The organism is Vaginella massiliensis (genome assembly GCF_900089075.1).
Taxonomy (GTDB): Bacteria; Bacteroidota; Bacteroidia; order Flavobacteriales; family Weeksellaceae; genus Weeksella; species Weeksella massiliensis_A.
In genome coordinates this window covers 230,138-246,668 of the sequence record NZ_LT593747.1, presented here as the reverse complement: position 1 = coordinate 246,668, position 16,531 = coordinate 230,138, and the positions used below count along the sequence as shown (strand labels likewise).

Sequence of the window (16,531 nt, the reverse complement as noted above, 5' to 3'; positions counted from 1 at the left end):
TGTTCAAGGGTTTCTGCTAACATTTTAGAAATCGATATCCCAAATTCCAACAGCGCGCTCTAATTCTACCAAAGATTCTGCATAATTCAACATCGTTTGTAGGTAGTTTTCTTGCAATTCGTTGTACGCTCGTTGCGCATCTAGCACTTCGAGCAAAGACGTATTCCCGCGTTGGTAACTATAGGTTTTGGCCTCTAAAATGTGTTGTGCTTCTTGCAATAAATTCGCATCAAATTGTTGCACTTGTCTGGACAGACCTTGGTACAATCGGTAAGCTTATTGCACTTGTGTTTTGATTTCCAACGCCAATTGATCGTATGCTTTTTCGACTTGCTGACTTCTAAAAACGTTGCATTATTTTGCCAAATGAAACCTACTAGGATCGTGTTCCATTTGTTGTTTTTATTATAATGCAAAATTACGGATGGTCGGTGTGGAAAGGCATTAGAGACCTTTTAGAAAAATATTAGAATTTTAATAGAAAAGGATTTTTTGAGCCTGCAGAAATGCAGCAGGGATTGAGCGGCGTGTTTGAGCTCTTTGTTTTTTTGGATTTCAAAAAACAAAAGCGAGTAGCAAAAGCCCGCCCGAAGGGGCTGCCCTATTATGAATTTTTAATGGAATTGTATGAATAAAAGACTAACCTATTCCAACTCTATATTTAATCTAATTCTAAAAAAACCTTTTCATGACATTCTCCTTATCATTTTTTGTGATAATCTCGCTAATTTTGTCGTATGAAAAGATGGTTGATCATAACGATTGCCTTTTTGCAGTTGGCTTCTACCTCGCAATTCTCGCAGCTGTACAAGCTTCCGCTGTTCTTTTCGCACTATATCGAACACAGCCAAAACTTTTGGTCGATCTCCGAACTCAAGAGTTTCATTGTCTTACACTATGGTGGTCATGAAATGGACGATGATTGGGAAACGGATCAAAAATTACCCTTCATGACCGTCGATCGCGTTCACCTCGACCCTTGTTTTGTACCTGATTTTCAACTCAGTATACTCGAACACAACATAGAAATTTATTCGCAAGCCACAGTTGTGTGGACCGATCAATTCGTTCCATCTTCTTATCTCGAAGCCATTTGGCAACCGCCAAAACAGCCACACATTTTCGCATAATTTAGAATTCTATTTTCGGTAGAATTCAAATTTCACTTAGTAGTTAATTTATCTAGAAATTTCATTATTCGGTTTGATTTATCTTACTGATAATGAAGTTATTTCTGGGTTAAAAAAGAAAATGATGTTAAATAAAATCATTGATTTTTCAATCAAAAATAAATTCATCATAGGTCTTTTTACACTTGCTTTACTCGTTTTCGGAATTTACGAGGTGAAGAAGTTACCTATTGATGCACAACCTGATATCACATCCAATCAGGTTCAAATTCTTACCGTTGCGCCTTCTTTTGGAGCAGAAGATATCGAACGATTGGTCACCTTCCCGATCGAGCAAGCAACGGCAAACATTGCAGGAATTACCGAATTGAGGAGTTTCTCTCGGTTTGGTTTGTCTTTGGTAACGATTGTTTTCAACGATCAGACCGATGTTTATTGGGCAAGACAGCAAGTGAGCGAACGTTTGCTGCAAGTACGAAACGAAATCCCAGACGGAATTGGTGAGCCAGAATTAGGCCCAATTTCTACTGGTTTGGGAGAAATTTACCAGTACGTTGTTCGTTCGAAAAAAGGATACGAAGATCGTTTTGATGCTACAGAATTACGCACCATTCAAGATTGGATTGTTCGTCAACAATTGATGAGCGTTCCTGGCGTTGCCGATGTCAGTAGTTTTGGTGGAAAATTGAAACAATACGAAATTGCCTTACAACCGAACCGTTTGCAGGCGCATCATCTCACCATAAACGATGTTTTTGATGCCTTAGAAAAGAACAATCAAAATACCGGCGGTGCATATATCGAAAAAGGTCCGACCTCCCTTTTTATTCGCTCCGAAGGCTTGATTGGTTCCATTCAAGACATAGAAAATATTGCGGTAAAACGCGTTTCGGGCGGTTTGCCTTTATTGCTGAAAGATGTAGCCGAAATTAGAATTGGCCACGCAACGCGTTATGGCGCCATGACTTACAATGATCAGGGCGAAGTTTCGGGCGCGGTGGTCATGATGCTCAAAGGAGAAAATAGTAATGAAGTGGTGCAACGGGTAAAAGATCGGATCGACATGATCCAAAACACATTGCCCGAAGGCGTGGTGATCGAAGCTTTTCTCGACCGTAAAAAAATGGTCGACAATACTATTCATACCGTTCAGGTCAACCTTTTAGAAGGTGCGCTGATTGTTGTTTTTGTGTTGGTTTTATTTTTAGGAAATCTTCGGGCCGGTTTCATCGTTGCCTCAGTCATTCCGCTGTCGTTGCTTTTCGCCATTATGATGATGAATTTTTTAGGAATTGGCGGAAACTTGATGAGTTTGGGAGCGCTTGATTTTGGTTTGATCGTTGACGGCGCTGTGATTATTGTAGAAGCCGCGATGCATCAATTGATGTTGAGTAAACATTTTGATAAAAATCAACGACTTTCTACACAAAACATGAATGCTACGGTAGGATCGGCTGCTAAAAAAATGGTAAACTCTGCCGTTTTTGGACAAATCATTATCCTCATCGTGTATCTCCCGATTTTTTCTTTGCAAGGTATCGAAGGTAAAATGTTCAAACCCATGGCACAAACCGTTTCTTTGGCTTTGGTCGGAGCCTTTATTTTGTCTTTGACCTACGTGCCGATGATGACTTCTTTGGTGTTGAGTAAAAAGAAAAAAATCAAACCCAATCTTTCCGATCGAGTGATGAATAGGATAGAAAACATTCATCATTATTGGTTGCTGAAAGCCATCAAACAAAGAAAAATCGTATTGTCTGCTGTGGTGTTGATGTTCGCTTTTGCTTTGTTTCTCTTAAGCCGATTAGGAGGCGAATTTATCCCATCTTTAGAAGAAGGCGACTTTGCCGTAGAAGCGCGCGTTTTGCCCGGTAGTAATTTATCTACCACGATAGAATACACCAACAAAGCCGCTAAAATACTGAAAGATCGTTTTCCTGAAGTCGAAATGGTGGTGACCAAAATCGGAAGTGGTGAAATTCCGACCGATCCTATGCCAATGGATACCGGCGATATGATTGTGGTGCTGAAACCTAAAAAAGAATGGACATCTGCCAAAACTTTTCCCGAATTATCCGAAAAAATGAGCGCTGCTGTTGCAGAAGTTCCTGGTTTAAGTACAAGTTTTCAATATCCAGTACAAATGCGTTTCAATGAGTTGATGACGGGCGCGCGCCAAGATGTAGTGGTAAAAATCTTTGGAGAAAATTTGGATAGTTTGGCTCATTATGCGCAAAAATTGGGCAATGTTATCCAGCAAGTTGATGGTGCATACGAATTGTACATCGAACCCGTTAGCGGAACGCCACAAGTGGTGATAAAATTCAACCGTGCGTTATTGGCTCAACATGGCTTGAGTATTGGCGATGCGAATAAGATTATTAACATGTCGTTTGCAGGGCAAACCGCTGGAAATGTTTTCGAAGGACAAAAACGTTTTGATTTAACGGTTCGTTTGGATGAAAAGAGTAGAGCATCCATAACCGATATTCAAAATCTGTTGCTTCCTACCGAGACTGGATTGCAAATTCCGCTTTCTCAAGTTGCCGAAGTGGATTATAAAAACACGCCAAACCAAATTCAGCGAGAAGATGCCAAGAGAAGAATTATTGTAGGTTTCAATGTGAAAGATAAAGATGTGCAAACCGTTGTTGAAGATTTACAAGCACAAGTCGCCGCTAAAATTCAATTTCCTTTTGGATATTATGCAACCTATGGCGGCGCATTCGAAAACCTCAATCAAGCCAAAGCGCGTTTAGGAATTGCAGTTCCGATTGCCTTGGCGTTGATTTTTCTGATGTTGTATTTTGCCTTCAAATCCATCAAATACAGCTTATTGATTTATACCGCCATTCCATTATCTTCGATTGGTGGCATATACTTTTTAGTTCTTAGAGGCATGCCTTTCAGCATTAGTGCGGGCGTTGGTTTTATTGCACTTTTCGGCGTGGCAGTACTCAACGGAATTGTTTTGATATCCGAATTCAATCGTCTCAAAGCACAAGGTATTCACAATATTCCGCGCGTTGTTCTGATGGGAACTCGTACGCGTTTACGCCCTGTGTTGATGACGGCTTCGGTTGCCTCGCTTGGTTTTTTACCCATGGCGCTCAGTCAGGGTTCGGGAGCAGAAGTGCAGCGTCCGTTGGCAACGGTGGTCATCGGAGGTTTATTGATTGCCACCTTTCTCACCCTTTTTGTTTTACCCATTTTATACATTTTATTCGAAAAAACTCATATGAAATCCAAAATATCAACACCGCTAAAATCGCTCAGTATTTTCTTGTTTATTTTGATAGGAAATTCGCTTAGCGCGCAACAAATTATGACGTACGACGAATTGATTTCGGTCGGAAAAAATCAGAATTTACATTTGAAGCAAGCTCGTTTTGAAACCGCTTATCATGAAAAAAATAGTCGTGCCAATTTAGGGTTAGCGCCTACAGATTTTTCGGTTGAATTCGGAAAAATCAATGGCGATTTGTCTGATGAAAAAATTAGTATCTCTCAGAAAATTCCGTTTCCGACTTATTTTCAGAAACAACGAAATGTAAATCAGCAACGAATCAAAACGGCGAAAATACAAGAAAAATTAAGCGAACAAATTTTCGAAAAAAACATTGCAGAAGAATATGTTACTTGGCAGTATTGGCAATTGAAACGAGCTATTCTCACAAAAAATCTAAAGATTTATGAAGATTTTTTGGCGAAAGCTTCCTTGCGTTTCGAGAAGGGAGAAAACAATCGAGCAGAAGTTTCGATGGCGAAAATTCGTTTTCAGAACTTGAAAAATGAAGCACTTTTTATCGAAACTCAATTGCAATCTATTCGGTTGAACCTTCAGAATTTGTTGCAAATCAAAACCTCTATCGAACCCAAAACCGAACAAGATTTTTTTCTACCCAAAAAACAAATCGGTACAACATCGGCACAAATTGAAGTAGAAAAAGAGAAACTTCTAACCACTCATATGCAAGTAGAGGTGGAGAAAACAAAGCGTTTGCCGGAGTTTTCGGTAGGCTATTTTAATCAGAGTTTTAAGGAAATGAATGACAAACGCTACCAAGGTATGATGGTTGGTTTGGCGGTTCCGATTTTTTCTGGAAACATTCGATCGAACATAGCATCGGCAGAAGTTTTGGTGCAAATGCAAGAAAATCAATTGCAAATCGAACAAAAAAACTGGTTGAACCAAGTGCAACAAATCAGCAACGAAATAGACGCGTTAGACGAAGTCCTTGGTTCGTACCAATTGGTTCAGTGGCCAGAAACGCAACTTTTGCAACAAACCATTTCGCAACAATTGTTGAGCGGCGAAATCAATTATCTCGATTGGGTGGTGCAAAATGATCAAGTGGTTCAAATTCAAAATCAATTTGCAGACCAGCTTTTGCAACGAAATCAATCGGTTATAACTTTTAATTTTTTAGCAAACGAATGATGAAAAACTATATTTGGGCACTGATTATCGGGATGAGTTTCAGTGCTTGTACCTCGCAAAAAGAAGAGCAAAATACGCTTGAAGAAACCGAAAATAGAGAAGAAATTACGTTAACCCAAGCGCAACAAAAACAACTCACAATCGAAACCGTGATCGTAGAAACGGTAGGCATGAATTCTACGATACAATTGAGCGCAAGAACTCAAGTCTTGCCACAAGACCGGGTTTCGGTGACACATATGTTGGGCGGTTTTGTGAAATCGATCCAGGTAATTCCGGGGACATATGTGAAAAAAGGACAAGTTTTGGCGGTGTTGGAAGATCCAATATATGTGCAAATACAAGAGGAATACCTCACAACAAAAGCTTTGTTGGAGAAGGCTGAGGCTAATTTTAAACGACAAAAAGAACTGAATGAAGCGCAGGCAGCAAGCACCAAAATTTTGGAAGAAGCACAATCCGAACGAAAATTATTGTTGATCAAGAAAAGGGCTTTGGAAGAGAAATTACACTTGATACATCTGTCACCCAATTCGGTTTCTGTAAATACTATCAAAAGAAGTTTGACAGTGGTTTCGCCGGTTTCGGGCGTTATAAATGAGGTTTCTGTAAATCGTGGTCAATATGTTTCAGCTTCGGAACCTTTGTTGGAAATTATCCAATCTTCAACACCATTATTGGAAATAAAAACATTTGAAAATCAATTAACTGCATTGCAAATCGGACAGAAAATTTTGGCGTCAACCAATCAAAACCCAGAACAAAAATATGAAGCAAAGGTAATTTCGATCGGAAAGGAAGTAAATCCGGACGGGTCGGTGAATGTGTTGGCTCGGCTGAATTCTGCTTTGCCACAACCCTTGATTTCTCAGATGTATTTTACGGTAGAATTAACGGTTTCCAATCAGGCTGTGCAAGCATTGCCCGAAGATTCTGTGGTGCATTTTGAAGGAAAAAACTATGTATTTGAAGCGCTAAAAAACAATTCGTATCGGATGAAAGAAGTGAAAATAGGCAAGACAGAAAAAAATAAAATAGCGATTGAAACGCCATTAAATCCTACCCAAAACTATGTTTCAAAAGGAGCATATGCCTTACTTATGGCGATGAAAAACACCGAAGAAGAGTGATAAAAAATTCTGAGTTTGATTAAAGCGATTTATCTTTTAGACCGTTTATCGATAATTAAATTCAACAATTCTCTATTGATGATCTTCTACTCTTTTAAAAAACAAAGAAGTCGTCTCGTTTATAAAATCGGGACGGTTTTTTTATGATTAAAAAATTGAGGTCAAAAACCAACGCTATTTAATAATTTAGAAAAAGATGAGTGATTATTCTTGTTTACGCACTCATCTTTTTCAGATTATGAGCTAAAGCATGCAATCCGAACGCTATTTCCACTTTTTCAATTCCTTTTAGGGGAAATCTTTTGAAGTTTCGGTTGTGTTTGAGTTGGGCAAATGTAGGTTCGACATCAGCAGTTCTTTGTTTTCGTCTGATTTGGCCTATTTTGGATGTGAGAAGTTCTGTTGCTTTTTGTTTGTGGTATTCTAATTTATGGTTCCTTTCTACTGTCGTGTTGTTTTTCCCCTTGAAGCACTGGCTTATGAGCGGACAACCATCGGGATCGGTTTTGCTGTAGGAGTTGCGTTCTTGTAGTAACTTTTTTTGTTCTTGGTATTTCTTTAAGTTCGGGGCAAAGTTCTTTTGAATGCAACGGGAGTTGGCTTTTTTCTTTGGATCAAGTTTTTTGAACTCCGGTGGCTCGGGATCTTGGTCTTCTTCATCAGCAACGCACTGCGCGTATTGCCACATATCCTCTAATTGTTTGATCATTTTCTCCCGGATGGGTTATATTCTTTAATTCTATAGGTCATTTCGCTGACAATTAAGTAGTTAACTATCGTGAATTCTTTATTAATCACCTAATAATCAATCCATTATTTATATAAAAAACCGCCTCAGTTGTGAGACGGTTTCGTTTACTTTTTTATTTGTTTAATCCTGTATCATTTTTCAGGACGGGACAAAACCAATAAATACTATTTTATAATTCTAATGCACGTTTAGGGTCACCTCCCATCAATACGTTTACTGGATCTTCGATCCCTTCTTTCACGGCTACTACAAATCCTACCGACTCTCTACCGTCGATGATTCGGTGGTCGTAAGACATGGCAATGTACATCATTGGGGCAATGGTGATTCCTCCATTTTTTACAATCGGTCGCTCTACAATGTTGTGCATACCCAAGATAGCCGATTGTGGCGGATTGATGATTGGGGTAGACATCATAGATCCAAATACTCCACCGTTGGTAATGGTAAAGGTACCACCAGTCATCTCGTCTGGTGTGATTTTACCATCGCGTACTTTGGTTGCTAAGTCTTTGATTCCCTGCTCTACTCCACGGAAAGTCAAATTCTCGGCATTGCGCAATACGGGAACCATCAAACCTTTTGGACCAGAAACTGCAATCGAAATATCGTTGTAATCAAAAGATACGATATTGTCGCCGTCGATCATCGAATTTACTTCTGGGAATAATTCTAATGCGCGCGTTACCGCTTTGGTAAAGAACGACATGAAGCCTAAACTTACACCATGTTTGTTTTTGAAAGCGTCTTTGTATTCTGCTCGTAAACGGAATATTTCTGACATGTCGACTTCGTTGAAAGTGGTCAACATAGCAGTATCATTTTTTACCGATACCAAACGTTGCGATAGTTTTCTTCTGAGGCTCGACATGCGTTTTGATGAACTTGCTCTAGAACCATAACCAGTTGGTGTACCCATAGATGGTGTTGCAGAAATGGCATCTTCTTTGGTGATTCTACCGTCACGTCCAGAACCTGTAACTTGCGCAGCATCAATTCCCTTTTCGTCTAATATTTTTTTGGCAGCTGGCGAAGGTGTTCCGCTCGCATAAGTTTTTGGCGTTTCTTGCTTTGGAGCCTCTTTTGCAGGTTCTGCTTTTGGCTCTTCTGCTTTAGCCTCCTCTTTTTTCTCTTCAGCTTTTGCTGCTCCTTCTGGTTTTGCTGCAGCAGTATCGATATGTGCAACCACTTGTCCTACTTCTACCACATCTCCTTCTTCTGCTTTCAGGTAGATGATTCCACTTTCTTCTGCAGGTAATTCTAATGTTGCTTTGTCTGAGTCAACTTCTGCAATTGCTTGATCTTTTTCTACGTAGTCACCGTCTTTTACTAACCATGTTGCGATTTCTACTTCTGTTATTGATTCCCCTGGTGAAGGGACTTTCATTTCTAACATATCTATTAGCTTTATTATCTTTATTTAAAAACTCGTTCTATTGTATTTTGTTGGATGATGGCTGATGCTTTGCTAGAGCCTGGAGCGGTTGAGCTGCTCTCTGCTGGTGCTACCACATCGAAAGGTAATTTTCTGAATTTACGTAAAATATATCCCCAAGCTCCCATATTTTCTGGTTCTTCTTGAGCCCAAATCAATTGTTTGTGATTGTTGTATTTTGCAAGAATCGCATTGATTTTTGTTTCGTCAATTGGGTACAATTGCTCTAATCTCACCAATGCGGTTTGCTCATCTTTGACTTCGTCTCGATATTTTTTCAATTCGTAATAGAATTTACCTGTACAGAAAACTAATTTAGTAACTTTTTCTGGATCAACTGTTACATCATCAATAATTTCTTGGAATTCGCCATGGGCGATTTCGTCCATGGTCGAAATTACTTCAGGATGTCTCAACAGTGATTTTGGCGAGAATACAACCAAAGGTTTACGATAATCTGCTACTACTTGGCGACGCAATGCGTGGAAGAAGTTTGCTGGCGTGGTAATATCTGCGATAAACATATTGTTTTCGGCAGCCATTTGCAAGAATCTTTCCATGCGTGCAGAAGAGTGTTCTGCTCCTTGCCCTTCGTATCCGTGTGGCAACAACATCACCAAACCGTTTTGTAGCTTCCATTTGTCTTCTGCAGCCGACAGGTATTGGTCGATGATGATTTGTGCACCGTTGGCAAAATCACCGAATTGCGCTTCCCACAAGGTGAGTCCTTTCGGATAGGCCATGGCATAGCCATAATCGTATCCAAGTACTCCATATTCTGACAAAAGAGAATTGTAAACTCTGAATTTACCTTGATCGTCTTTTACATTGTTCAATAAAATGATTTCTTCTTCGGTATCTTCTGTTTTGATCACCGCATGGCGATGAGAGAAGGTTCCGCGCTCGACATCTTCACCCGATAATCGAACATCGTTTCCGTCTAATAGTACCGAACCGTACGCCAACAATTCTGCAGTTCCCCAATCGACTTTGTCTTCTGCAACGCCTTTGGCTCTGGCTTCGATCAAACGAGACACTTTGCGAATCAGCTTTTTACCTTCTGGAACCGAACCGATCACTTTTGCAATCTCTTCTAGTTTTTCTTTAGGATAGCTGGTATCGAGTTTGGCAAAAATCTGTTCGTTGGTAGACGCAATGGTATAATCTTTCCAAACTTCTGGCATGAACGGGTCTAATGTGTTTTTCTCAATATTTTTTGACTCGTTGAATTTTTCTTCTAATAGCTCTTTGAATTCCTTTTCTGCTTCGGCAACGATATTTTCTCCAATCGATCCTTCTTTCAACAATTTGTCTTTGTAGATTTCTCTAGGATTCGGATGTTTTGCAATTACAGAATATAATTTGGGTTGTGTAAACTTTGGTTCATCTCCTTCGTTATGACCGTATTTACGATACCCCAACAGGTCGATGAAAACATCTTGTTGGAAACGTGCCCGGAAATCTGCAGCAAAACGCATTGCACGTACAACAGCTTCTACATCGTCTGCATTGACGTGCATTACGGGCGAGAGCGTAACTTTTGCGATGTCTGTACAATAGGTCGACGAGCGTCCGTCTAAGTAGTTTGTGGTAAATCCGATTTGGTTATTCACCACAATATGCACAGTTCCACCTGTTTTATAACCGTCTAAATTCATCATTTGAACGATTTCATAGACAATTCCTTGCCCTGCAATAGCGGCATCACCATGGATGTTGATTGGTAAAACTTTAGAATAATCGTTGTCGTAATTTTGTTCAACCTTTGCACGAGAAATCCCTAAGACAATAGGATCTACGGTTTCTAAGTGCGATGGATTCGGACAAAGATTGATGCGGACGTCTTTACCTCCAACAGTTTTGATGTCGTTGGTAGAGCCCATATGGTACTTCACATCACCTGCCACCAAATCGTCATCGAATGGTTTTCCTTCGAATTCACTGAAGATTTGCGAGTATGATTTACCAAAGACATTCGCCAAGGTATTCAAACGACCTCGGTGAGCCATCCCCAAAACTACTTCTTCTACCCCATGTTTGTCGGCAGAGGTGTTGATCAAAGCATCCAAACCTGGTATGAGGGATTCGTTTCCTTCTACAGAAAAACGTTTTTGTCCCACAAACTTTGTATTCAAGAAGTTTTCGAAAACAGTTGCTTCATTCAATTTGAGCAAGATGCGTTTTTTTTCTTCTTTGGGCAATTGTGGGCTATTGAGATTTTGATTCAACCATTCTTGTATCCATTTTATTTTCTCTGGATCACGCACATACATATATTCAATCCCAATAGATTCGCAATACATCTCTTGCAAATGTTGGATAATTTCTTGTAAGGTGCGAGGACCACCAATCCCTAAAACACTGCCTGCATTGAAGGTGAGACTGAGGTCAGAATCACTCAACCCAAAATTTGCCAAATCTAAGTTGGGTTCCCATTTTCTTCTATCTCTTACAGGATTGGTCTTGGTAAACAAATGCCCTCTTGTGCGGTAAGCATCGATAAGATTGATCACTTTAAATTCCTTCTGAACATTCTCTGGAATTTGCGAAGAGGTATTTGAATTTGATGAAGATTGATGCGAATCTCCCAACAATGGTTCACCATTATAGGTTTGATTAGCAAAATCATATCCCTGAAAAAAAACTCTCCAACTGGCATCCACACTATCTGGATACTGGAGATATTGGTCATACAAGTCGCTTATATAATTGATATGAGCGGCATTTAAAAATGAAAAACGATCCATAAATTTTACTCTCTCTGAGTTTGAACGACAAAAATAAGGTTTATAATGCGTTAAAAAAAATTACATTTATCATTTTTCAGTCCGATCAAAAAAAATAAATAATGAAATAAATAGTTTACTTTTGGTGCATATTTTTTATTGTTTAATAAGATTTGATGAAAAATTTGTTTCAGAATAACACCCTCTCGCGTTGGTTGATTTTCCTTTTTATAAGTCTTCTTTTCGGTGGGACCTTATACATCAGTACTTCTTTTGTCAATAGACTGAAGCAGGAAGAAAAAATCAAGGTTCAATCGTATGCAAGAGCTCTTGAATTGATGGGTGGCACAGACTTCATCGATTCGAATACTCAAGAATTTCTACTGTCAATTATCGAAAACAATCAGACCATTCCGGTAATTCTCGCCGATGAAAATAACGAAATTCTCGATACCAAAAACATAAGAGAAGAGATTGTTGAGGATGAAAAACGTTTGGAAAAATACTTTACAAAAATCAGGAAATCACACGATCCGATCGAAATTGATTTGTTTGCGGGTAAAAATTTTATTTATTACGAAAATTCTTCCTTACTCAATCAATTGCAATATTATCCCATCATTTTAGTATTTCTGATTTCGATTTTCACGCTTTTCAGTTATTGGTATTTCAGAACGATTCGCAAAACTGAAGAGAGCAATCTTTGGGCCGGAATGGCAAAAGAAACAGCGCATCAGATTGGCACGCCACTGTCTTCGCTCATGGGTTGGATTGAGTTGTTGAAAATGGAAGATATAGACCAAACTTCGGTAGATGAAATCGAAAAAGATGTGAACCGACTGAAACAAATTGCAGATCGTTTCTCAAAAATCGGGTCGATTACCGACCTGAAAACGACCAATATTGTAGAGGTTTCTAAAAAAACCATGGAGTATTTGCGCCACAGGCTTTCGCAAAATATAGAGTTTACTTTTCACACCTCAGACGAAGAGATTTTCGTTAACCTAAGCGAACCGCTTTTTAGTTGGGTATTGGAAAACCTCATCAAAAATGCCGCTGATGCCATGGAAAACAAAGGACTCATTGGGTTGTACCTCGAAGATCGAGAAGATGTGGTGAGCATTAGTCTGCAAGACACTGGTGCTGGCATACCCAAGAAATTGCAAAAAAAAGTTTTCGAGCCTGGTTTCTCAACCAAAAAAAGAGGTTGGGGACTTGGTTTGTCACTAGCCAAGCGCATCATAGAGGATTACCACAGAGGCAAAATCTATATCGAACATTCGTCTAAAGAAAAAGGAACAGAATTTACAATCCTCTTGAAAAAGTAGAGATTTTCTAATTTTTCTTATCAATTATCGGAGGGATGCTTTACTGTTTCTATCTGATTTTAATCCGTAAAAAAAATTAAATATTGATTGTTTTAGTTTATAAAAAATATATTATTCGAACATAATTATTCTAACTAATTCTAACTAAAATCCTAAGATTACTTTTGCAATCATAAAATAGATAAAAACTCCGAGTATATCGTTACTTGTGGTGATGAATGGTCCCGTAGAAACGGCCGGATCCATACCACGTTTGTGCAACAACATCGGGATAAAAGTACCTATGATTGCCGCGTTGATGATTACGGTGATCAGCGCCAAGCAGATGGTAATAGAGATTTTGTAGGTTGTCCCAAAAACAAAATGGCTAATGCTGAGTACCACGACAGCAATGATGAGTCCATTGAGCAATCCGAGCAAAAACTCCTTGCTCAAAAGTTTCACTACACTGCTGTTTTTCAGCGAGCCGTTTGCCAAACTTTGTACTACGATGGCAGAAGACTGTATTCCTACATTTCCAGCGGTAGATTGGATAAGCGGCACAAAGGTTAGCAAAATGGTATATTGAGCCAATTCGTCATTCAGTCCGTTCATGATTCCGGCTGCACCTATCCCACCAAACATCCCGATGAGCAACCATGGAATTCGAGCACGAGTAAGTCGCCAAATGGAGTCGTCGGTGTCAACGTTTTGAGTAATACCGGCTGCCAATTGGTAGTTTTCTTCGGCTTCTTCACGAATGACATCGATCACATCATCGACTGTAATGACACCTACCAAACGCTTCAACTCGTCGACCACAGGGATTTCGTATAAGTCATATTTCGTGATGATATTAGCAACTTCTACGTCTTTGGTAAAAGTATTGACGTATTGTATCTTGTCGTTGTAGACGTCTTCTATTTTGGTATTGGAAGAGGTGGTTAAGAGTTTTTTCAAGCTCAGGATACCGAGCAGTTTGTCTTCGTCGTCCACGACATAGATCGAGAAAACCTGTTCCATCTCTTCTGCTTGACGACGCATTTGTTTTACGGCAGTCAGTATCGACCAGTCTTTGTTTACTTTTATGAATTCTTTTCCCATCAGACCACCAGCAGTATCGTCGTCAAACTTTAACAACTCAACGATTTCTTTGGCGTGTTCTTGGTCTTCTATTTGGGAGATTACTTCGACCTTTTGGCGATCAGACAATTCGCTGATGATGTCGGCTGCATCATCGGTATCCATTTCGGTAATGACCTCATCTGCGATTTCCTTGGCCGAGAATGTGCGCAAGATTTTACGGCGGTCTTCTTCTTCTAGTTCTAAAAGAATATCGGCCGAAATCTCGTTATCCAACAAATCGATGACATACGATTGCTCATCGGTGGAAAGCTCACCGAAAATTTCGGCAATATCGGCTGGGTGTAAATCACCTATCAATTCTTTGACTCCACGGGCGTTTTGTGCTTGGATTTTCGCACTCAAGTCGCCAATGAAATCTTTTGTCATCTTGTCGTTGTTTATCATAAGCTTAAATCATCAATTTTGTAAGTTCTATAAAATCTTCTACTCCCAATTGTTCTGCACGCAAATTGAGAAACGCATGATCGTTCAAATATTCTGGAATCCCAACCGTTTTCAGCGCATTGCGTAAGGTTTTGCGGCGTTGGTTGAATCCTGCCTTTACGATTTCGAAAAATTTGGCTTCGTCTACATTCAAATGTTCGCGGTAACGCGTCATTCGTATAACACCCGATTTTACTTTGGGAGGCGGTGTGAATACATTTTCGTGAACCGTAAATAGATATTCTACCTCGTAATAGGCCTGAGCCAGTACAGAAAGTATGCCATAAACCTTGTTCCCTTTTGGGGCAGCAATGCGCTCTGCAACTTCTTTCTGAAACATCCCAACCACTTCTGGTATTTGTGTTCTTTCTTCTAAAACCTTGAAGATGATTTGAGAAGAAATGTTGTACGGAAAATTGCCAAGAATTGCAACAGCATCAGAGAATTTGGAAAAATCCATTTTCAAGAAATCTTCTTCGTAGATTTTAAAATCTGGATGCCAAGGAAGGTACTTTTCTTGCAAATATGCCACCGATTCGGTGTCGATTTCTACCACCGAAATTTTTCTTTTCTGCTCGAGAATATATTTGGTCAACACGCCCATTCCAGGACCAATTTCCAATACTTCTTGGTAGTTGTTCCAAGACAATCCATCGGCTATTTTTTTGGCTATATCCTCGTCGTTGAGGAAGTGTTGACCTAGGTGTTTTTTTGCTCTTACTTTCAATTCTCAAAATTTTATGAATAGTTTAACCAACTTCGATTGCTAATCTTTTCTTTCCTATCAAGTTTTTTTTATCTTAGCCCCAAAATTAGCTCAAATGTCAAAAACAAACGAGAAATTCGAGAAGAAAAGACTACGTTCATCCAATATCACCGTTGTGATTAGTATTTCATTAGTTTTGCTTCTGTTAGGAATATTTGGTTTAATAATTATCAATGCTCAAAGTTATGCTGAATATATTAAACGAGAGCTAAAATTAGAAGCCTTTTTTACGAATGAATACGATCCGAAGGCACAAGACAAAACATTAGAAAATCAGGCTAATTATATCGATTCGTTGAAATCGCAACATGTTTTTGTAGAATCTACCAAATACATCAGTAAAGAAGAGGCTTCGAAAATTGCCAAACAAGAATTGGGGATTGATGACACCTCGTTGTTCGAAGAAAATATTTACCCGGCTTCTGTGCAAATCACCTTGAAACCTGATTATGTAGACCCAACGAAAATCGACAGTATAAAATCAATCATCCAAGCAAATCCTATAATCGACGAAGTCGTGAACGACGACCAATTGATGGTGCAAGTCTACAACAGCATCGATAAAATTACCTTTTGGCTGATGGCATTTGCTACTGTTTTTTTGATCATTGTGATTATCTTAATCAACAACTCATTGCGCTTGAAGATTTACGCTAAACGATTCAGTATCAAAACCATGCAATTGGTTGGAGCTAGAAGACGCTTCATCATGAAGCCCTTCATTCTAGAAAGTGCATTATTGGGCTTAATTGGCGCTATCATCGCGATTGCCATGCTGGCTGGTTTGTGGTATTATTTTGCCAATACGGTGAACTATGCTTTGTGGAACGAAAAATACGGCTACTTGATGTTGGTCTTGATTGGCATTGGCGTTATAATCGCAGTAATGAGCACCTTGTTGGCTTCTTGGCGATACCTGAAACTGAAAACAGATCAATTGTACTAAAACTTTTGATGACGAAATATGAGAATAAACAAAAATATCAATACCGTAAAATCTGATGCTGAAAAACATACAGATTTTACCTTTTTATTCGGTAAAAAAAATTATCATTTCATGCTTATTGGTGTGGCATGCATCATTTTAGGATTTTTCTTGATGATGGGACACGATGCCAATACCAGACCAGACGGCACATACGACCCTACTTATTGGAACGAGAATATCTATTCTTTTACCCGAATCAGGCTCGCGCCAATCTTGATTGTTCTTGGTTTTGCAATCGAAGTCTACGCCATATTAATACCCAATAAAGACAGCAAATAATCTCTATTT

Annotated in this window: 12 protein-coding genes; 6 read left to right on the top strand and 6 right to left on the bottom strand. The window is 39.2% G+C overall.

The genetic code is table 11. The features are described from left to right. Window positions 1–24: 24 nt before the first annotated feature. Window positions 25–267, bottom strand: coding sequence for a TolC family protein (locus BN8061_RS08525; RefSeq protein ID WP_094745922.1), 243 nt, complete (start codon window positions 265–267; stop codon window positions 25–27). Window positions 268–737: 470 nt separating this feature from the next. Here BN8061_RS08525 and BN8061_RS08520 point away from each other — a divergent pair, with 470 nt between their 5' ends. The 3 genes from BN8061_RS08520 (at window position 738) to BN8061_RS08510 (ending at window position 6,701) form a co-directional block, all read left to right on the top strand. Then, window positions 738–1,130: a hypothetical protein gene (locus tag BN8061_RS08520; RefSeq protein ID WP_068598404.1), complete on the top strand. Its 393-nt coding sequence runs from the start codon at window positions 738–740 to the stop codon at window positions 1,128–1,130. Between the two features lie 124 nt (window positions 1,131–1,254). After that, entirely contained in the window at window positions 1,255–5,571 is a 4,317-nt protein-coding gene (locus tag BN8061_RS08515) for a CusA/CzcA family heavy metal efflux RND transporter (protein WP_068598403.1), read from the top strand. Beyond that, window positions 5,568–6,701 (top strand): efflux RND transporter periplasmic adaptor subunit, encoded by a 1,134-nt coding sequence (locus BN8061_RS08510; RefSeq protein WP_094745921.1) that lies wholly within the window; start codon window positions 5,568–5,570, stop codon window positions 6,699–6,701. The genes BN8061_RS08515 and BN8061_RS08510 overlap by 4 nt, the downstream gene beginning before the upstream one ends. A 214-nt stretch (window positions 6,702–6,915) precedes the next feature. On the opposite strand, the gene BN8061_RS08505 is transcribed toward BN8061_RS08510, so the two are convergent. The 3 genes from BN8061_RS08505 to BN8061_RS08495 form a co-directional block, all read right to left on the bottom strand. Further along, window positions 6,916–7,410, bottom strand: a complete 495-nt coding sequence (locus BN8061_RS08505; protein WP_068598399.1) for a transposase — start codon at window positions 7,408–7,410, stop codon at window positions 6,916–6,918. A 211-nt stretch (window positions 7,411–7,621) separates the two neighbouring features. Next, window positions 7,622–8,854 (bottom strand): 2-oxoglutarate dehydrogenase complex dihydrolipoyllysine-residue succinyltransferase, encoded by a 1,233-nt coding sequence (gene odhB / locus BN8061_RS08500; RefSeq protein WP_068598397.1) that lies wholly within the window; start codon window positions 8,852–8,854, stop codon window positions 7,622–7,624. A 14-nt stretch (window positions 8,855–8,868) separates the two neighbouring features. Continuing rightward, window positions 8,869–11,634: a 2-oxoglutarate dehydrogenase E1 component gene (locus BN8061_RS08495; RefSeq protein WP_068598396.1), complete on the bottom strand. Its 2,766-nt coding sequence runs from the start codon at window positions 11,632–11,634 to the stop codon at window positions 8,869–8,871. Window positions 11,635–11,789: 155 nt separating this feature from the next. On the opposite strand from BN8061_RS08495, the gene BN8061_RS08490 reads away from it, so the two are divergent. Beyond that, complete coding sequence (locus BN8061_RS08490; protein WP_068598393.1) at window positions 11,790–12,941, top strand: sensor histidine kinase; 1,152 nt, start codon at window positions 11,790–11,792, stop codon at window positions 12,939–12,941. A gap of 144 nt (window positions 12,942–13,085) precedes the next feature. On the opposite strand, the gene mgtE is transcribed toward BN8061_RS08490, so the two are convergent. Then, complete coding sequence (gene mgtE, locus BN8061_RS08485; protein ID WP_394330305.1) at window positions 13,086–14,447, bottom strand: magnesium transporter; 1,362 nt, start codon at window positions 14,445–14,447, stop codon at window positions 13,086–13,088. Window positions 14,448–14,454: 7 nt separating this feature from the next. Continuing rightward, window positions 14,455–15,216, bottom strand: coding sequence for a 16S rRNA (adenine(1518)-N(6)/adenine(1519)-N(6))-dimethyltransferase RsmA (rsmA, locus tag BN8061_RS08480; protein WP_068598389.1), 762 nt, complete (start codon window positions 15,214–15,216; stop codon window positions 14,455–14,457). A gap of 94 nt (window positions 15,217–15,310) precedes the next feature. On the opposite strand from rsmA, the gene BN8061_RS08475 reads away from it, so the two are divergent. Both BN8061_RS08475 and BN8061_RS08470 read left to right on the top strand, forming a co-directional pair. Continuing rightward, on the top strand, window positions 15,311–16,201 hold the full coding sequence (locus BN8061_RS08475) for a cell division protein FtsX (protein ID WP_068598387.1): 891 nt from the start codon (window positions 15,311–15,313) through the stop codon (window positions 16,199–16,201). A gap of 18 nt (window positions 16,202–16,219) precedes the next feature. Next, complete coding sequence (locus BN8061_RS08470) at window positions 16,220–16,522, top strand: DUF3098 domain-containing protein (protein ID WP_068598385.1); 303 nt, start codon at window positions 16,220–16,222, stop codon at window positions 16,520–16,522. The last annotated feature ends 9 nt before the right edge of the window (window positions 16,523–16,531 follow it).